This is a genomic window from Nocardioides panzhihuensis (assembly GCF_013408335.1).
Lineage (GTDB): Bacteria > Actinomycetota > Actinomycetes > Propionibacteriales > Nocardioidaceae > Nocardioides > Nocardioides panzhihuensis.
Genome location: NZ_JACBZR010000001.1, coordinates 852285 through 869764 on the forward strand (window position 1 = coordinate 852285; position 17480 = coordinate 869764).

At 70.0% G+C, this 17480-nt stretch carries 15 protein-coding genes; 12 read left to right on the forward strand and 3 right to left on the reverse strand.

Translation table 11 applies throughout. The features are described 5' to 3' along the window. Nucleotides 1-50: 50 nt before the first annotated feature. The 3 genes from BJ988_RS03990 to BJ988_RS04000 are packed head-to-tail and all read left to right on the forward strand — an operon-like array spanning nucleotide 51 to nucleotide 2167. A complete protein-coding gene (locus BJ988_RS03990; protein WP_179656822.1) occupies nucleotides 51-1493 on the forward strand; it encodes a bifunctional folylpolyglutamate synthase/dihydrofolate synthase in 1443 nt (480 codons plus the stop codon). Further along, nucleotides 1483-1890, forward strand: coding sequence for a DUF4233 domain-containing protein (locus BJ988_RS03995; RefSeq protein ID WP_246321398.1), 408 nt, complete (start codon nucleotides 1483-1485; stop codon nucleotides 1888-1890). The genes BJ988_RS03990 and BJ988_RS03995 overlap by 11 nt, the downstream gene beginning before the upstream one ends. Nucleotides 1891-1900: 10 nt before the next feature. After that, the gene (locus BJ988_RS04000) at nucleotides 1901-2167 is read left to right on the forward strand and encodes a competence protein CoiA family protein (RefSeq protein WP_179656823.1); all 267 of its coding nucleotides are present in this window, start codon (nucleotides 1901-1903) and stop codon (nucleotides 2165-2167) included. Here the strand turns inward: BJ988_RS04000 and pdxR are convergent. Then, the gene (gene pdxR / locus BJ988_RS04005) at nucleotides 2164-3588 is read right to left on the reverse strand and encodes a MocR-like pyridoxine biosynthesis transcription factor PdxR (protein ID WP_179656824.1); all 1425 of its coding nucleotides are present in this window, start codon (nucleotides 3586-3588) and stop codon (nucleotides 2164-2166) included. The genes BJ988_RS04000 and pdxR overlap by 4 nt on opposite strands. A gap of 73 nt (nucleotides 3589-3661) precedes the next feature. Here pdxR and BJ988_RS04010 point away from each other — a divergent pair, with 73 nt between their 5' ends. Then, the gene (locus BJ988_RS04010) at nucleotides 3662-4357 is read left to right on the forward strand and encodes a pyridoxamine 5'-phosphate oxidase family protein (RefSeq protein WP_179656825.1); all 696 of its coding nucleotides are present in this window, start codon (nucleotides 3662-3664) and stop codon (nucleotides 4355-4357) included. 53 nt (nucleotides 4358-4410) lie between these two features. Here BJ988_RS04010 and BJ988_RS04015 read toward each other — a convergent pair whose 3' ends face one another. Together BJ988_RS04015 and BJ988_RS04020 are read right to left on the reverse strand one after the other, a co-directional pair. Then, nucleotides 4411-4776, reverse strand: a complete 366-nt coding sequence (locus BJ988_RS04015; RefSeq protein WP_179656826.1) for a hypothetical protein — start codon at nucleotides 4774-4776, stop codon at nucleotides 4411-4413. Nucleotides 4777-4865: 89 nt separating this feature from the next. Continuing rightward, entirely contained in the window at nucleotides 4866-7289 is a 2424-nt protein-coding gene (locus tag BJ988_RS04020) for a Tex family protein (RefSeq protein ID WP_343051457.1), read from the reverse strand. A 97-nt stretch (nucleotides 7290-7386) separates the two neighbouring features. On the opposite strand from BJ988_RS04020, the gene ndk reads away from it, so the two are divergent. From ndk to BJ988_RS04060, 8 genes are all read left to right on the forward strand, one after another. Further along, entirely contained in the window at nucleotides 7387-7791 is a 405-nt protein-coding gene (ndk, locus tag BJ988_RS04025; protein WP_179656827.1) for a nucleoside-diphosphate kinase, read from the forward strand. A gap of 247 nt (nucleotides 7792-8038) precedes the next feature. Beyond that, complete coding sequence (mreB, locus tag BJ988_RS04030) at nucleotides 8039-9064, forward strand: rod shape-determining protein (RefSeq protein WP_179656828.1); 1026 nt, start codon at nucleotides 8039-8041, stop codon at nucleotides 9062-9064. Nucleotides 9065-9137: 73 nt separating this feature from the next. Next, on the forward strand, nucleotides 9138-10091 hold the full coding sequence (gene mreC / locus BJ988_RS04035) for a rod shape-determining protein MreC (RefSeq protein ID WP_246321399.1): 954 nt from the start codon (nucleotides 9138-9140) through the stop codon (nucleotides 10089-10091). A 166-nt stretch (nucleotides 10092-10257) separates the two neighbouring features. Beyond that, complete coding sequence (mreD, locus tag BJ988_RS04040) at nucleotides 10258-10791, forward strand: rod shape-determining protein MreD (RefSeq protein ID WP_218861275.1); 534 nt, start codon at nucleotides 10258-10260, stop codon at nucleotides 10789-10791. Further along, nucleotides 10791-12878 carry a penicillin-binding protein 2 gene (gene mrdA / locus BJ988_RS04045; RefSeq protein WP_179656831.1) on the forward strand — a complete coding sequence of 696 codons (2088 nt, stop codon included), beginning with the start codon at nucleotides 10791-10793 and terminating at the stop codon, nucleotides 12876-12878. Before mreD ends, mrdA begins: the two co-directional genes overlap by 1 nt. Before the next feature lie 34 nt (nucleotides 12879-12912). Further along, nucleotides 12913-14136 carry a rod shape-determining protein RodA gene (gene rodA, locus BJ988_RS04050; RefSeq protein WP_179656832.1) on the forward strand — a complete coding sequence of 408 codons (1224 nt, stop codon included), beginning with the start codon at nucleotides 12913-12915 and terminating at the stop codon, nucleotides 14134-14136. Between the two features lie 97 nt (nucleotides 14137-14233). Next, nucleotides 14234-15916, forward strand: coding sequence for a S8 family peptidase (locus BJ988_RS04055; protein ID WP_179656833.1), 1683 nt, complete (start codon nucleotides 14234-14236; stop codon nucleotides 15914-15916). 340 nt (nucleotides 15917-16256) lie between these two features. Continuing rightward, nucleotides 16257-17474 (forward strand): S8 family serine peptidase, encoded by a 1218-nt coding sequence (locus BJ988_RS04060; RefSeq protein ID WP_218860582.1) that lies wholly within the window; start codon nucleotides 16257-16259, stop codon nucleotides 17472-17474. Nucleotides 17475-17480: the final 6 nt, after the last annotated feature.

Below are 17480 nucleotides of genomic sequence, written 5' to 3' on the forward strand. Positions count from 1 at the left end.
GCGGGTCTGGCAATTCGCTAGGAAGCCCCTACACCATAGACTCAGGTCTGATGAGTGAGACTCCCGCGCCGCGCCTGGCGGCCACGATCGAGGAGGTCTGGGAAGCGCTTCAGTCGCGCTGGCCCGAGACCCGCCTCGAGCCCTCCCTGGACCGGATCCGCGCCCTGCTCGAGATCCTGGGTGATCCGCAGAACGCCTTCCGGGTCATCCAGCTGACCGGCACGAACGGCAAGACCTCCACCTCCCGGATGATCGACACGCTGCTGCGCTCCCTGGACCTGCGGGTGGGGAGGTTCACCTCGCCGCACGTCGAGCGGATCAACGAACGGATCTCGATCGACGGCGAGCCGCTGTCGGACGACGACTTCGTAGCCGCGTTCAACGACGTCGCCCACTACCTGAGCATGGTCGACGACGACCAGCCGCACCCGCTCTCCTTCTTCGAGACGACGGTGGGGATGGCGTACGCGAAGTTCGCCGAGGCTCCGGTCGACGTCGCCGTCGTCGAGGTCGGGCTGGGCGGCGGCTGGGACGCCACGAACGTGGCCGATGCCGACGTGGCGGTGGTGACCCCGATCTCGATCGACCACGCGAAGTACCTCGGTGACACACCGGTCGCGATCGCCCGGGAGAAGGCCGGGATCATCAAGCCCGGAGGCGTCGCGGTGATCGCCGATCAGACCGTCGATGTCGCCGCCGTGCTGGACCAGCACGCCGCCGAGGTCGGCGCCCGGCTGCTGTGGGAGGGCACCGACTACGCGGTCGTGTCCCGGACTCCGGCCGTGGGCGGCCAGATCATCTCGCTGCGCGGGCTGCACGGGACGTACGAGGACCTCTTCCTGCCCCTCTACGGCGCCCACCAGGCGCAGAACGCGGCAGCAGCCCTGGCCGCGGTCGAGGCGCTCCTGGGTGAGACCGTGCTCGGCGACGAGATCGTGCGCGACGCCTTCGCCAAGGTCGACTCGCCCGGGCGGCTGGAGATCGTGCGATCGTCGCCGACGATCCTGCTCGACGCCGCCCACAACCCGGCCGGTGCCGAGGCGACCGTCGCCGCCCTCGAGGACTCGTTCTCCTTCTCCAATGTCGTCGGCGTCATCGGCGTGATGGAGGACAAGGACGTCGAGGGGCTGCTCGCTGCCTTCGAGCCGGTGCTCGAGCATCTCGTCGTCACCCAGAACTCCACCGAGCGCGCGCTTCCCGCCGTCGAGCTCGCCAAGATCGCCGTCGAGCTCTTCGGCGAGGAGCGGGTCTCGGTGGTGCCTCGCCTCGCCGACGCCATCGACGCCGCGATGGGCCTGTCGGAGTCCTCCGCCGGCGGCTCGATCTCCGAGGGTGCGGTGCTCGTGACCGGCTCCGTGGTGACCGCAGGGGAGGCGCGTACGTTGCTGGGGACGCGCAGCTCGTCCGGCGTCACGGCGGCGACCGCTCGGGTCGTGCCGACCCAGGACCCCGAGCTGGCGGCCTATCTGGATGCTGACGCAGATGACGACTGAGCGGGAGAAGTCGCCGCGGCGCGGGATGTGCGCCGCGATCGTGTCGATGGAAGGGCTCGCGGTCGCGCTGGCCACACCGGTGATGATCTCCATCGGTGGGGTCCCCGCCGGGCTGGCGCTCCCGCTGGGCCTCGGTTTCTTCGTGGCCTGCATCGTCGTGGCCGGCCTCCTGCGTCGCCCGTGGGCCTACTGGCTCGGTTGGGCGCTGCAGGTCGTCGCGATCGGGATGGGCTTCCTGCTCCCCGTCATGTTCGTCGTCGGCGTGATCTTCGCGTTCCTGTGGGGCATGGCCGACTTCCTCGGTCGCAAGATCGAGCGTGAGCGCGCGGCCGCCTTCGAGGCGTTCGACCAGATCCTCGCCGAGGAATCGACCGGGGAAGAGTCCGAGCCCAGGTAGGTTTGCGGTCGTGGACGATCGCGACGAGCTGCAGATGGCGACGGACGAGGCGGCGACCGACTGGGCGCTGTGCCCGGCGTGCGGGAATGCGCTGGTGCTGCGGCGGCCGCGGACCCGGACGGCTCACTACGCGCACAAGGCCGGGGAGTCCTGTCGGCTCGTCGGCGCGCAGCTGCGGCGCACCAGCACCGGCTGGTCCGTCGGTGGCGGCGAGGACGACCCGGACAGCCTGGAGAACCTCTTCGACCTGATCGACGACGACGGGCCGGGCAGCTAACTCCCGAGCGCGCCGGTGACGGCCGTGAGCGCCTGGTCCAGCTCGGTGTCGCTGACCCCGCCGAAGCCGATCACCAGGCCGGTCAGCCCGCTGGTGCGGGCGTAGCTGGAGAGCAGGTTGATCTCGAAGCCGGCGGCTCTCGCGGCGTCGCGCGCCCGGAGGGCGTCGACCTCGGGCAGCAGCCAGGTGGAGTACATGCCGGCCAGCGGACCGGCGAGAGCGGCGTAGGGGCTCATCGCCTCGGCCACCCGCGGGGCACGCTCGGCGTAGACGCGGCGGGCGGAGCGCACCGCCCGGTCGAGCCAGCCGTCGCGGAGCAGGGTGAGCAGCGCGCGCTGCGAGGGCCAGGCCGCGCCGGCGTGGGTGATGGCGCGGCGGCGCAGGACGAGCTCGTGCAGGTCGGGCGGGGCGACCAGCCAGCCCAGGCGGAGGGTCGGGACGACCGACTTCGCCGCGGTGCCGAGGTAGACGACGCGGCCGCGGTCCAGCGTCGCCATCGCTGGCACGGGCGCGACGTCGTAGCGGAACTCCGAGTCGTAGTCGTCCTCGATCACGACCGCCTCCGCGCGCCGGGCGGCCTCGAGAAGCGCCAGCCGGTCGGTCGCCGGCATGACCCGTCCCAGGGGGTGCTGGTGTGCCGGGGTCACGTACGCAGCCACGGCGTCGCCGAGGTCGCCGACCGTCTCCACGGCGGGCAGGTCGACGACCTCACGGCCGTAGGTGAGCACCGTCTCGGCTGCGGCCCGGTAGCCCGGATCCTCGACCGCCACCGGCCCCGGGCGCAGCTCGGGAAGGAGGGCACGGAGCCCGTCCGTGGTGCCCGCGGTCACGATGATCTCGTCCGGGTGGAGGTCCATGCCGCGGGTGCGTCCGAGCCTCGCCGCCAGCGCCTCGCGCAGCTCGGGCAGCCCCCGCGGGTCGTCGTATCCGCGCGGCGGGGCGGTCACCGAGACCTCCCGCCAGGCCCGCCGCCACCCCGGCTCCAGCCGCGGGTCGAAGAACGGCGTGCCCGTATCCAGCCGAGGCGACCGGAGCGAGGTCGAGCGGCGAGCTTGCTCGTCCGCTCGCGCCGAGCGAGGGAGTGACCGCGCGAAGCGCGGAGGCGTCACTCCGGTCGGCCGAGGCGTCACTCCGGTCGGCCGAGACGTCATCTGGGGTGCTGCTGCGGTGGTCGTGGTGCGGGTCGTGGCGACGTACGTCCCGGACCCGCGGCGCGCCTCCAGCCAGCCCTCGGCGGTGAGCTGGTCGTAGGCCTGCTCGGTCACCGCGCGGGAGACGCCCAGGTCTGCGGCGAGCGCGCGGCTCGAGGGCAGCCGGTCGCCGGCCCCGAGAGTGCCGGAAAGCACGAGGGAGCGGACCTGGCCGGCGAGTTGGACGGGCAGCGGCTCGCTGGAGGTGCGGTCGAGGGTCACGGGGAGCATCGTTCGAATGGCCTGTCAGAGTCGATCGGAATTGGCCCGTGCGTACAGGCCACTTCGCTCCCACGATGGTCTCATGAGCACGACGTTGTCACCCACCCCACGCACCCAGGTCAGTCGAGGCAAGAACCGCGCCGTTCCCGACCGCGAGCGGCTCCACACCTTCCTCGGTGAGGCACTCGTCGCCCATCTCGGCGTCACCGTCGGTTCGGGGGAGGACGCCCATCCGGTCGTCCTGCCCACGGCGTACGGCTTCGATGTCGACGGCCCGGACGCCGGCGGCTCGCTCTACCTGCACGGTTCTGTGGCCGCCGGCTGGCTCGGACGGGCGCTGGAGCGCGACGTGTGCGTCACGATCACCGAGCTCGACGGTCTGGTCGCAGCGCGAAGCGCGTTCCACCACTCGATGAACTACCGCTCGGCCGTCGTCATCGGCCGCCCACGTCTGGTCGAGGACCCCGACGAGCGCGAGCACGCCCTCGCGCTGGTCGTCGACCAGATGATCCCCGGTCGCTGGGCGACGCTGCGCCCCGCCACCCGAAAGGAGCTCGCCGCGACCGCCGTCATCGCCCTCCCGCTCGCCGAGGCGTCGATGAAGGCGCGCGCCGAGGGGCCGGTCGACGACCCGGAGGACATCGAGGCCGCCACCTGGGCGGGCGTGATCCCGATCCACCGGATAGCCGGTGTCCCGATCGCTGCCGAGGACGCTGAGGGCGCGCCCCCGGAGGATGTCGTACGCCGCGCGGTCCAGCTGGGCGCCACGGCGGGGTAGTCCAGGGAGTTTCCGTCGGTTACCGGCCGGTAGAACGACGGAAACTCCCTGGACTATCGGCTCAGCTCGCCGGATCGCCAGAACAACAATCCCGAGACCGCGAACAGGGCGGCGTACATCGCACTGATCATCACGATGTCCCTGGCGCCATCGAAGCCGTCGTGGAGCCCGGCGGCGATCGCGATCAGGCCGACGAGAAGGGTGGCGCCGGCAGCGGCGGCGACGGCGAACGCCATCCCGCGGGCCTGGAACCGGACCACGAGCGCGCCGAGGACGACGACGGCGATGGGGGCGAGGTACATCATGTCCGCGCGCCCGCCGTCGCCGATGATCCCGAGCGCGCCTGCGCCGAGGACGAGGAGGATCGCGGTGCCGACGGCGGCGATCCCGCCGAGCACGTAGAGGTTCTTGGAGGTCATCCTCCGAACCTAGGCCGCGGAGCCGGGAGGATGCGGGGAGGAGATGTGCAGGTCTCGTGCAGATCTCCTCCCCACATGCCCGCAGAGCCCTAGGAGAGCCCTGCTCGACGCAGGGCGTCGGCCATAGCGCTGTTGGCGGGAGCCGGAGCCGAGCCGCCGCGACCCTGCGGGCGAGCGCCGCCCTTGCCGTCCTTGCCGCGCGGCTGGCTCTTTCCGCCACCGCCGCCACCGCCACCGCCACCGCGCTGACCACGCTGACCGCGGTCGCCGCCGGCAGCCTTCGGCTCGCCTGCCGCCGGAGCGTCGTCGGAGAGGCGGAGCGTGAGCGAGATCCGCTTGCGGGCCTCGTCGACCTCCATCACCTTCACGCGGACCACGTCGCCGGAGCGGACCACGTCGCGCGGGTCCTCGACGAACTTGTCCGACATCGCGGAGATGTGGACGAGACCGTCCTGGTGCACACCGATGTCGACGAAGGCACCGAAGGCGGCGACGTTGGTGACCGTGCCCTCCAGCACCATGCCCGGGCGCAGGTCGGAGACGGCATGGACCGAGTCGTCGAAGGTCGCCGTCTTGAACTCCGGGCGCGGGTCGCGGCCGGGCTTCTCGAGCTCGGTCAGGATGTCGGTGACGGTCGGCAGACCGAACTTCTCGTCGACGAGCTCTGCCGGCTTCAGCGACTTCAGCACCTGCGGGTTGCCGATCACCGAGCCGATGTCGGCCGAGGCCTTGTCGAGGATGCGCTTCACGACCGGGTAGGCCTCCGGGTGCACCCCGGACATGTCGAGCGGGTCGTCGCCGCCCCGGATCCGGAGGAACCCGGCCGCCTGCTCGAACGCCTTCGGGCCGAGCCGCGCCACCTTGGTGAGCTCCTTGCGGGTGCGGAAGGGCCCGTTGGTGTCTCGGTGCGTGACGATCGCGGACGCGAGCGACTCGGTGATACCGGAGACCCGGCGCAGCAGCGGAGCCGAGGCCGTGTTGAGGTCGACGCCGACACCGTTCACACAGTCCTCCACGACTGCGTCGAGGGACTTGGAGAGACCGTATTCGGGCAGGTCGTGCTGGTATTGCCCGACCCCGATCGACTTCGGCTCGATCTTCACCAGCTCGGCCAGCGGGTCCTGCAGCCGGCGCGCGATCGAGACGGCGCCTCGCAGCGACACGTCCAGCTCGGGGAGCTCGGCCGAGGCGTAGGCGGAGGCCGAGTAGACCGACGCCCCGGCCTCGGAGACCATCACCTTGGTCATCTTCTGGTCCGGCAGCAGCTTCAGCAGGTCGGCGGCGAGCTTGTCGGTCTCGCGCGAGGCGGTGCCGTTGCCGATCGCGATCAGGTCGACCGAATGCTTCTTGGCCAGCTTCGCCAGCGTCGCCAGCGATCCGTCCCAGTCGCGCCGCGGCTCGTGTGGGTAGACCGTCGAGGTGTCGACGACCTTCCCGGTCGCGTCCACGACGGCCACCTTCACGCCCGTCCGGATGCCCGGGTCGAGGCCCATCGTCGCCCGGGTCCCGGCCGGTGCGGCCAGCAGCAGGTCACGCAGGTTGTCGGCGAAGACCGCGATCGCGGCCTCCTCGGCGGCCGTGCGGATCCGCGTGCGCATGTCGAGCTCGAGACGGAAGAGGATGCGCGTACGCCACGCCCACCGCACCGTCTCGGCCAGCCACTTGTCGCCCGGCCGGCCGGAGTCGACGATCCCGAACCGCGCCGCGATCGAGCGCTCGTAGTCGGTCACCACGCCCGGCTCGGGCTCCTCGGCGTAGGGGGACAGGGTGACGTCGAGCACCTCCTCCTTCTCCGCCCGGAGCACGGCCATGGTGCGGTGGGAGGGGAGCGACGCGTACGCCTCGGAGAACTCGAAGTAGTCGGAGAACTTCGCCGCGGCCGGGTCGTTCTCGCGGCCCTCGCGGACGCGGGTCACGAGCCGGCCCTGCTTCCACATCCGCTCTCGCAGCGTGCCGATCAGGTCGGCGTCCTCGCCGAACCGCTCGACCAGGATCGCGCGGGCGCCGTCGAGCGCGGCCTTGGTGTCCGGGACCTGCTCCCCGAGGAACTTCTCGGCCTCGACGACCGGATCCAGGGTCGGGTCGGCGAGCAGGCCGTCGGCCAGCGGCTCGAGCCCGTTCTCGCGGGCGATCATGGCCTTCGTACGCCGCTTCGGCTTGAACGGCAGGTAGATGTCCTCGAGCCGCGCCTTGGTGTCGGCGGCGAGGATCGATGCCTGCAGCTCGGGAGTGAGCTTGTCCTGCTTCGCGATCTCGGCGAGGACGGCGGCACGCCGCTCCTCGAGGTCGCGCAGGTAGCCGAGCCGCTCCTCCAACGTACGCAGCTGGGCGTCGTCGAGGCCGCCGGTCACCTCCTTGCGGTAGCGCGCGATGAACGGCACCGTCGAGCCCTCGTCGAGCAGGGCGACCGCCGCCTTCACCTGCGCGGGGCGCACCCCGAGATCTTCGGCGATGCGGGCCGGAATCGCGGCCATCGAGTCTGCGAGCGTCGGAGCTGATGGAGTTGGTGTCACGGGGCGCCATCCTGCCGTACGCCACCGACATTCTCTCGGACGGCTCGACCACCGGCCCGAACGTGCCGGGGCCGGCCCGCCCCGATACCCTCGACCCATGACGCAGCGCACGTTCGTGATCCTGAAGCCCGACGCCGTACGCCGGGGCCTGGTGGGGGAGATCCTGTCCCGCTACGAGGCCAAGGGCCTCTCGATCGCGAGGCTGGAGCACCGCACCATCGACGCGGGCCTGGCCGATGAGCACTACGCCGAGCACGTCGAGCAGCCGTGGTACCCGCCGCTGCGTGACTTCGTCACCTCCGGCCCGCTCGTCGCGGCCGTCCTCGAGGGTGACGAGGCGATCGAGGCCGTCCGTGCGCTCAACGGCGCCACCGACGGCCGCAAGGCCGCCCCCGGGACCATCCGCGGCGACTTCTCGCTCTCCAACCGCGAGAACCTCGTCCACGGCTCCGACTCTCCCGAGTCGGCCGACCGCGAGATCAAGCTCTGGTTCGGCGCCTGAGACGACCGAAGCGCGGATCGACGACCTGGAAGGGCATCGCCGAGACGAGTTTCCAGGGCCTCCGTGAGCCGTTCCACAACACCTCGTGAACACGGGCATCCCCTGCTTCGGCGACGTGGGCGCACCCCGTATCGTTGCGGTTCGGCGAGCCTCTCCGGATTGAGGCTCGGACCTTCGTAGCCTCGTCGGCAGGCCCGCATCCTGCAGCACGTATCCCCGACGCGGCGCCCCGGGAACGCGAGGACGTATGGCGAGCATCATTGGACGCGACATGGCGGTGGACCTCGGCACCGCGAACACTCTCGTCTACGTCCGCGGCAAGGGTGTCCTCGTCGATGAGCCGAGTGTTGTCGCGCTCAACAAGAACACCGGCGAGATGGTCGCCGTCGGCCATGAGGCCAAGAAGATGCTGGGGCGTACGCCTGACGACATCGTCGCGTTGCGGCCGCTGAAGGACGGCGTGATCGCCGACTTCGAGGCGACCGAGCAGATGCTTCGCTACTTCATCCAGCAGGTCCACCGGCGACGCTACTTCGCCAAGCCGCGGATGGTCATCTGCGTCCCGTCCGGGATCACCGCGGTAGAGATCCGCGCGGTGAAGGAGGCCGGCTACCAGTCCGGCGCCCGGATGGTGAACATCATCGAGGAGCCGATGGCGGCCGCGATCGGCTCCGGCCTCCCGGTCCACCTGCCGACCGGCAACATGGTCGTCGACATCGGCGGCGGCACCACCGAGGTCGCGGTGATCAGCCTCGGCGGCATCGTCACGTCGCAGTCCATCAGGACCGCCGGTCATCAGCTCGACAACGCGATCATGACCTGGCTGAAGAAGGAGCACGCCCTGCTCCTGGGCGAGCGCACCGCCGAGGAGGTCAAGATGACCCTCGGGTCGGTCTGGCCGCTGCCCAACGAGCCCGAGGCCGAGATCAGGGGAAGGGACCTGGTCAGCGGCCTGCCGCGCACCGTGAGCGTCTCCAGCGCCGAGGTGCGCAAGGCGATCGAGGAGCCCCTGCACGACATCTTCGACGCGGTCCGCTCCACGCTCGACCAGACGCCGCCGGAGCTCGCGGGCGACATCATGGACCGCGGCATCGTGCTCACCGGCGGCGGCGCCCTCCTCCGCGGGCTCGACGAGCGTCTGCGCCACGAGACCGGTATGCCCGTGCACATCGCGGAGTCCCCGCTGACCTCGGTCGCGATGGGCGCCGGCCGCTGCGTCGAGGACTACGACGTGCTCCGCCCCGTCCTGGTGAACGAGAACAGGAGATGGTGACGTGTCGTTGCTGAGCCCCCGCCCGAGCGAACGTCTTCGCAGAGGGATGGAACAACGCAAGGGCCCCAAACCCATGGTCCGTAAGCCGCGGGAGAGGCTCAACCGCCGCGGCAGCCTCGAGACGAGTGCCGGCGGCGGTGGCCCGAAGCGCTCCTGGCTGATCGTGCTCATCCTGTGCTGCGCGATCCTGGCCACGCTCGACCAGACCCCCGTCCTGGAGCCGGCGCGCACCGCGGTCGGCGAGGTGCTCTCCCCGCTGGAGACCGGCGCGGCGATGGTCGCCCGTCCGTTCACCGGGGTTCCGGAGTGGTTCGACACCCGTGACGACCTGCGTGAGCGGCTCGCCGGGCTCGAGGCCGAGAACTCCAAGCTGCGTCGCCAGGTCGAGGTCACCGACTACGGTCGGGCCAAGCTCGCCGAGTACGAGTCGATCACCCGAGCCGCTGAGGACCTCGGCTACGCCCTCGTCCCGGCGCGGGTCACCGCCTTCGGCCCGGCGCAGACCTTCAACCGCACCGTCACCATCGATGCCGGCAGCGCCGCCGGGATCAGGTCCGACATGTCGGTCGTGACCGGCGACGGCCTGGCCGGCCGGGTGCTGCGGGTGACGAAGACCTCGGCCACGGTCCTGCTGATCGTCGACGCGGCCTCGGTCGTCGGCGGCCGCGTCGGTGGTGCCGACACCGCCGGCAAGAAGTCGGGCCAGGTCGGCATGGTCCGCGGCTCCGGTGTGGTCGCCGGCCGCTCCGACGCCGGTCTGCTGACCCTGGACCTCATCGACCAGAGCGCCGCCCCTCTCAAGGGTGACACGGTCGTCACCTGGGGTGATGGCCGAGCCGCTCCGTACGTCTCCGGGCTGCCGATCGGCGAGGTGACCGACACCTTCTCGAGCGTGCGCGACTCCTCGCGGACGGTGCGGATCAAGCCGTACGTCGACTTCGGCTCGCTCGATGTCGTCGGTGTGGTGGTGCCCAACGACACGCTGAGCGACCGCGCCGTGGTCACGCCGGAAGGGGAGCTGCGATGAGCGAGCGTCAGCGAGCGAATCAGACAGTCAACACGCCACCGCGTCCGTATTCTCGCGCTTGCGCTACGGCGACGACCGGAGCGAGGTCGAGCGGCGAGCTTGCTCGTCCGCTCGCGCCGAGCGAGGGAGTGACCCCGCGAAGCGGGGAGGTGGTGGCGTGAGCGAGATGGAAGCACGTGCTTCCGGCGCCGCCCCGGTGCTGCGCAACGTCCTGATCGGCATGCTGGTCGTGATCGCCGTCGTCCTCCAGCTGAGCGTGGCGCCGGCCTTCGCCATCCGCGGCATCACTCCCGACCTGGCCCTCCTCGTCGTCCTCGCGGTCGCGCTCAGCCGCGGTGGCCAGGCCGGCCTGGTGACCGGGTTCGCTGCGGGCGTACTCCTCGATCTGGCGCCGCCCGCAGACCACACCGCCGGCCGGTGGGCGCTCTCGCTGCTGATCGTCGGCTACGTCGCCGGCCGCGTACGCGAGAGCAGCAACACCCACAACGGCCCGGGCCGTCCCAACGCGCTGACCGTGATGGCCACGGTGGCGGCCTGCTCGTTCATCGGAGTCAGCATCTTCGCCGTCAGCGGGCTGATCCTCGGTGAGGCGCCGCTCACGCTGCTGCCGACGGTGTTGATCAGCGTGGGCTACGACCTGCTGCTGGCGCCGCTGCTGATACCGATGCTACTCTGGTTGATCGGCAAGGGGGACTTCTAGTGCCTCGAAGCAGACTTCCCACCGCGCAGGTCAGCCGGCTGCGGCTGATCGTGATCCAGGCTCTCGTCTTCTCCTTGCTGGCCACGCTCGGGGTCAGGCTCTTCTACCTGCAGGTGCGACACGGCGACGCCTACCAGGCGGCCGCCGCCTCCCAGTCCAAGCGCGAGGTCGTGCGCCAGCCGGTGCGCGGCATCATCGTCGACGCCCAGGGCCGGCCGATGGTGACGAACCGCTCGGCCTGGGTGGTCAGCCTCGACCAGGGCGTGCTCGACGGACTGGAGGACGCGGACCGCAAGACGCTGATGGCGCGCGTCGCCAAGGCCGTCGACGTGTCCCCGAAGAAGCAGAACGAGGCGATCGCCAACTGGTCCGGCACCCGCTACCAGCCGGTGCCGATCGCCACCGACGTCTCCGAGTCGACCGCGCTGCGCATCCTCGAGCAGCCCGAGGACTTCCCCGGGGTGGTCGCGGAGAAGCAGACCCTGCGCTCCTATCCGAGCCCCCACGGCATCAACGCCGCCGGTGTGCTCGGCTATCTCTCCCCGATCACCGAGGACGAGAACAAGGACGCCCGGAAGCGCGGCGACGAGTCGCTCAACATCACCTCGATGGTGGGTCGCTCGGGCGTCGAGAAGCAGTACGACCAGTGGCTGCGCGGGATGCCCGGCTACGACACCGTCACCGTCGACTCGCTCGGCCGTGAGATCGGCCGCGGCGACTCGGTCGCCTCCCAGCCCGGCGACACACTGGTGACCAGCATCGACGCCAAGGTGCAGGGCCGCGCCGAGAAGCTGCTCTCCGAGTCGATCGAGACCGCCCGCAACACCTTCGACAAGATCTCCGGCCGCAACTACGAGGCCGACTCCGGCTCGGTGGTGGTCATGGAGGCCCAGACCGGCCGGTTGGTCGCGATGGCGAACCAGCCGACGTACGACCCCGAGGAGTGGGTCGGCGGGATCACCCAGAAGCAGCTCGACCGGCTCTACTCCGAGAAGGCGGGCTACCCGCTGCTGCCGCGGGCGACGCAGGGACAGTTCGCGCCCGGTTCGACGTGGAAGCCGTTCATGACGGTTGGAGCCCTCAACAACGGCTACAGCCGCGACTCCCGGCTCGACTGCTCCAGCGGGCTCCAGGTCGGCAACCGCGTGTTCCAGAACTACGAGTCGGCCCCCTACGGCTACATCGACTTCGCCCAGGCGCTCCAGGTCTCCTGCAACACGTTCTTCTACCGGATCGCGGTCGACTACTGGCAGAAGTTCGGCTCCAACCCGGCCAATGTCAACGCCAAGGACCCGCTGGTCGAGACCGCCAAGGCGTTCGGCTTCGGCAAGCGCACCGGTATCGACCTGCCCGGTGAGTCGGCGGGCCGGATCGCGGACCGGAAGTGGAAGGCCGAGTACTACGAGGCCATGAAGGGCTACTACTGCCGGATGGACGAGAAGAAGAACGCGCCGTCCCAGTTCCTGCAGCTCTTCGCCCACGAGTTCTGCATCGAGGGCAACTACTACCGCACCGGCGACGCGGTGAACTTCTCCATCGGCCAGGGCGACACGATGGTCACCCCGATCCAGCTGGCCCGGGCCTACGCCTCGCTGGCCAACGGCGGCACGCTCTACGAGCCGCGGATCGGGAAGGCGGTCGTCGGCGCCGACGGCACCGTGGTCGAGAAGATCGACCCCAAGGTCGCCGGCAAGGTGAAGATGTCGCCCAGGAGCATCGAGTACGTCAACGAGGCACTGCTCGGCACCACGCGGACCGGCACGCTGGCCTGGAAGTTCGGCGGATTCCCGCTCGACGAGGTGAAGGTGCGCGGCAAGACCGGCACCGCGGAGGTCACCGGCAAGCAGACGACCGGCTGGGTCGCGACGTACAACAAGAAGTACGTCGTCATCATGACGATCTCCCAGGGCGGCACCGGCTCGGGCTCGGTCGGCGACTCCATGCGGAAGCTGTGGGAGTCGCTCTACGGAGTCGAGGAGGGCGGCGCCGAGGTCCGGCCCAACAAGGCCGCGATCAAGGGCATCGACCCGCCGCGGAACCTGCCGGCGTTCGGCGCGGACGGCTCGATCGTCGCGCCGAAGGACTAGGGACACGGACTGGGAACGGGGTGAACCGCAGAGCATGAAGAACGACGTGATGGCCTTCGTACGCCGCATCGACCTGGTCCTCCTCGGCGCGGTGCTGGTCCTGGTGTCGCTGTCGATGCTGCTGGTCTGGTCCGCGACCATCCACCGCGACGCGCTCACCGGCGGAGACACGACCGCCTACCTGCGCAAGCAGATGATCAACGTGGCCGCCGGGCTGGTGCTGATGGTGGGCGTGGTCGCCACCAACCATCGCTGGGTCCGGCTCCTGACGCCCGTGGTCTACCTGGGCGCGGTGGTCGGGTTGGTGCTGGTGCTCGTGATGGGCTCCACGGTCAACGGTTCGAAGTCGTGGGTGATCCTCGGGCCGGTCCAGGTCCAGCCCTCGGAGCTGGCCAAGCTGGCCGTGGTCATCGCGATGGCTCTGGTGCTCGCCGAGCGCAGCGAGGGTCGCTGGCAGGCCCGGGTGTCGCTGGGGGACGTGATCGCGATGATCCTGGTCGCCGCGGTGCCGATCGCGCTGGTCCTGCTCCAGCCCGACCTCGGCACCACCCTGGTGCTCGGCGTCACCGTCTTCTGCGTCCTCGCGGCGGCGGGAACACCGCGACGGTGGCTGGCCCTGCTGGCGCTGATCGGCGCATCGGCGGCAACGATCGTCGTCGCGGCCGGGGTGCTGAAGCAATATCAGATCAACCGGTTCATGGCGTTCACCGATCCGTCGCTGGACCCTCGCGGGGCCGGTTACAACGTGCAGCAGGCGCGGATCGCGATCGGAGACGGCGGCATCTTCGGCCAGGGGTTGTTCCAGGGTTCGCAGGTCCGTGCGGGCTTCGTCCCGGAGCAGCAGACCGACTTCATCTTCACGGTCGTGGGGGAGGAGCTCGGGTTGGTCGGCTCGCTGCTGGTGATCGGTCTGATCGGGGTCGTGCTGTGGCGCGGGCTGCGGATCGCGGCGCGCACCGACGACCTCTTCGGGCGTGTGGCCGCCGCCGGGATCGTGTGCTGGCTCGGCATCCAGAGCTTCCAGAACATCGGGATGTGCCTGGGCATCATGCCCGTCACAGGCGTGCCGTTGCCGTTCATCTCCTACGGCGGTTCCTCGATGATCGCGGCGCTGCTGGCGGTGGGCCTGCTGCTCGGGATCTCGGGCCGCTCGCGGCGCACCGGTCTGGACCGGTCCGGACCACTTCATGAGCTCCGCTCGCGTGATCGCCTGCAGGTTGCTGCAGTGCGAAAAGATGCCGCGTTTCATCGAAATTAAACTCGATTACGTTCCCTCCCGGTTGCCCTACAGGGCATCCGTGTGACCCCTTGCAGTCTCAAACCCGAGGCTGCTTGACGACGGGAGCAGCAAGATCATGAACCGACCCCACAGAAACCAGCGCCTCGGCGCGCTGGCTGCCGCGACGGTGACCGCCGTCGGTGCGGCTACCACCATCCTGGCCATGTCCGGCCCTGCCGGTGCGGCCGACAGCCCGGCACCGCTGATCGGTGCCGAGAAGTCGACGGCCATCGACAACTCCTACATCGTGGTGATGAAGGGCAACGGCTCGGCCGCGAAGGCCAACGCCGCCGAAGCCCGCGCGCTCGCCAAGAAGAAGGGCGGCTCGGTGAAGTACGCCTACGACAAGGCGATCACCGGCTTCTCCGCCACGCTCGACGCCGACGCGCTCGACGCGGTCCGCAACGACCCCGATGTCGACTACATCGAGGCCAACCAGAAGGTGTCGGCCAGCGGTGACCAGGCCAACCCCACGTGGGGTCTCAACCGGATCGACCAGCGCAACCTGCCGCTGAACTCGAACTACCACTACGACTACACCGGGTCCGGGGTGAAGGCGTACATCCTCGACACCGGCATCCGCTCCGGGCACGCCGACTTCGGTGGCCGGGTGACCTCCGGCTACACCGCCATCGGCTCCAGCACCGAGGACGAGAACGGTCACGGCACCCACGTGGCCGGCACCGTCGGTGGTTCGACCTACGGAGTCGCCAAGGGCGTCACGCTCGTGCCCGTCCGGGTGCTCGACGCCTCCGGATCCGGCACGACCGCCGGCGTGATCGCGGGTGTGAACTGGGTGACCTCCAACCACACCTCTGGTCCCGCTGTCGCCAACATGTCGCTCGGAGGCGGGGCCTCCACGACCCTCGACTCCGCGGTCTCGAACTCCATCGCCGACGGCGTCACCTACGCCGTCGCGGCGGGCAACGACTCCGGCGCCAACGCCTGCAACGGGTCACCCGCCCGAGTCGGCGCGGCGCTGACCGTCGGCTCGACGACCAACACCGACGCCCGATCGAGCTTCTCCAACATCGGCTCGTGCCTCGACCTGTTCGCCCCGGGCTCGTCGATCACCTCGGCATGGCACACCTCCAACACCGCGACCAACACGATCTCCGGTACGTCGATGGCGACTCCGCACGTCGCCGGTGTGGCCGCGCTCTACCTGCAGGCGAACCCGTCGGCGTCTGCTTCCTCCGTCGCCTCGGCGGTCGTCTCCAACGCCACCACCGGCGTGGTCACCTCGCCCGGCACGGGATCGCCCAACCGCCTCCTCTACTCCCTGTGGAGCGGTGGCACCGACCCGACGGACCCGCCGCCGACCGGCAACCTGCTGGCCAACCCGGGCTTCGAGTCGGGCGCGACCGGATGGAGCACCTCCTCGGGCGTGATCGACAACTCGACCGACACTCCGGCGCGATCGGGCTCCTACAAGGCGTGGTTGAACGGCTACGGGACCGCGCGCACCGACACGCTCTCGCAGTCGGTCACGCTGCCCACCACGGGCAAGACGCTCTCGTTCTACCTTCGGGTGATCTCCAACGAGACGACCACCACGACGGCCTACGACAAGCTGACCGTCAAGATCGGCTCGACGACCCTGGCGACCTACTCCAACCTGAACGAGACCTCCTCGTACGCGTTGAAGTCGTTCTCCCTGGGCGCGTACGCGGGTAGCACCGTCACGCTGACGTTCACCGGCACCGAGGACTCCTCGCTCGGGACCAGCTTCCTGATCGACGACACCTCTATCGCCTGATCTGACCGACCGTCATCCAAGACGCCGGGTCGCTCGCGTAACGCGAGCGGCCCGGCGTGCTGGTTGCAGACGCTTTCACACCTTGTTTCCAGGCTGTTTACAGGTGTTCACCTTTGGTATCTGCACGTTGCTGCAATGCGAAGAGTTGGGTGGTTACGGGCAATACGTAACGTGATTACGTGGTTGCCCGAACGCTTCGGGTTGCGGCCGTAGGGAGGGCGCAGGGCGTTCAGCCGGCACGTGTGAGGGCTGCACGGGGGACCGCCCACAGGCGGTTCTCGAGTCCGGTGCAATGAATGGTTGTGGCCTGATCGGGCCGCACGATGACGGGAGTCAGTTCGTGAACCGAACCATCAAGAACCGGGCCTTCAAGGCGCCGGCAGTCATCTCAGCCGTAGCTGTCGGAGCAGCAGCCTCGGCGATCGCTTTCACCGTCCCGGCCGGAGCCGCGGACGGTCCGGCACCGCTGCGCGGCGCGGACGCCTCGACCGCAATCGAGGGTCAGTACATCGTCGTGATGGAGAAGCAGGGCCGCAGCGACGTGGCGAAGTCCGAGGCCAAGTCGGTCCGTGGCGACGCCCGCGACGCGGGTGGCGACGTACGGGAGGTCTACAACACGGCGTTCAACGGCTTCTCGGCCTCGCTCGACAAGGACGCGCTCGCCGAGGTCCGCGACAACCCGGACGTCGCCTACGTGCAGGCCAACCACCGCTACACCACCCAGGGTGACCAGGCCGACCCGACCTGGGGCCTCGACCGGATCGACCAGGCCGCGCTGCCGCTCGACAAGAACTACCACTACGAGCAGACCGGTGCGGGCGTGACCGCCTACATCATCGACACCGGCGTCGCGACCGACCACTCGGAGTTCAGCGGCCGGATCGGTGAAGGCTTCGACGCCGTCGACGGCGACACCGACGCGGCCGACGGCAACGGCCACGGCACCCACGTCGCGGGCACCGTCGCCGGCACCACCTACGGCGTGGCCAAGGAGGCCACGATCGTTCCGGTCCGCGTCCTCGACGACCAGGGCTCCGGCACCACCGAGGGCGTCGTCGCCGGCATCGAGTGGGTCACCGAGAACCACACCGACGGCCCGGCCGTCGCCAACATGTCGCTCGGCGGCGGCAACGACCCAGCCCTCGACGCGGCCGTCCAGGCCTCGATCGCCGACGGCGTGACCTACGCCGTCGCGGCCGGCAACGAGAGCGCCGACGCCTGCGGCTCCTCGCCTGCGGCCGTTCCCGAGGCGATCACGGTCGGCGCCACCGACGACACCGACGCCACCGCGGACTTCTCCAACACCGGTGCGTGCCTCGACCTCTTCGCGCCGGGCGTCGACATCACCTCCGCCTGGAACGACGGTTCGACCAACACCATCTCCGGTACGTCGATGGCGACCCCCCATGTCGCCGGCGCCGCCGCCCTCTTCCTCGAGGCGAACCCCTCGGCCACCCCGGCCGACGTCGCCACGGGCCTGACCGGCGCCGCCACCCCCGACGTGGTCACCAACCCCGGCACCGGTTCCCCGAACCTGCTGCTCGCCACGCTGTTCTGAGCTGAA

Bases quoted from the DNA above. Each gene is read 5' to 3' on its own strand.
- ndk (WP_179656827.1), top strand. From the start codon at position 7,387: ATGACGCAGCGCACGTTCGTGATCCTGAAGCCCGACGCCGTACGCCGG.
- pdxR (WP_179656824.1), bottom strand. From the start codon at position 3,588: ATGCTCCCCGTGACCCTCGACCGCACCTCCAGCGAGCCGCTGCCCGTC.
- mreD (WP_218861275.1), top strand. From the start codon at position 10,258: ATGGAAGCACGTGCTTCCGGCGCCGCCCCGGTGCTGCGCAACGTCCTG.
- BJ988_RS04015 (WP_179656826.1), bottom strand. From the start codon at position 4,776: ATGACCTCCAAGAACCTCTACGTGCTCGGCGGGATCGCCGCCGTCGGC.
- BJ988_RS03995 (WP_246321398.1), top strand. From the start codon at position 1,483: ATGACGACTGAGCGGGAGAAGTCGCCGCGGCGCGGGATGTGCGCCGCG.
- BJ988_RS03990 (WP_179656822.1), top strand. From the start codon at position 51: ATGAGTGAGACTCCCGCGCCGCGCCTGGCGGCCACGATCGAGGAGGTC.
- rodA (WP_179656832.1), top strand. From the start codon at position 12,913: ATGAAGAACGACGTGATGGCCTTCGTACGCCGCATCGACCTGGTCCTC.
- mreB (WP_179656828.1), top strand. From the start codon at position 8,039: ATGGCGAGCATCATTGGACGCGACATGGCGGTGGACCTCGGCACCGCG.
- mreC (WP_246321399.1), top strand. From the start codon at position 9,138: ATGGTCCGTAAGCCGCGGGAGAGGCTCAACCGCCGCGGCAGCCTCGAG.
- BJ988_RS04010 (WP_179656825.1), top strand. From the start codon at position 3,662: ATGAGCACGACGTTGTCACCCACCCCACGCACCCAGGTCAGTCGAGGC.
- BJ988_RS04055 (WP_179656833.1), top strand. From the start codon at position 14,234: ATGAACCGACCCCACAGAAACCAGCGCCTCGGCGCGCTGGCTGCCGCG.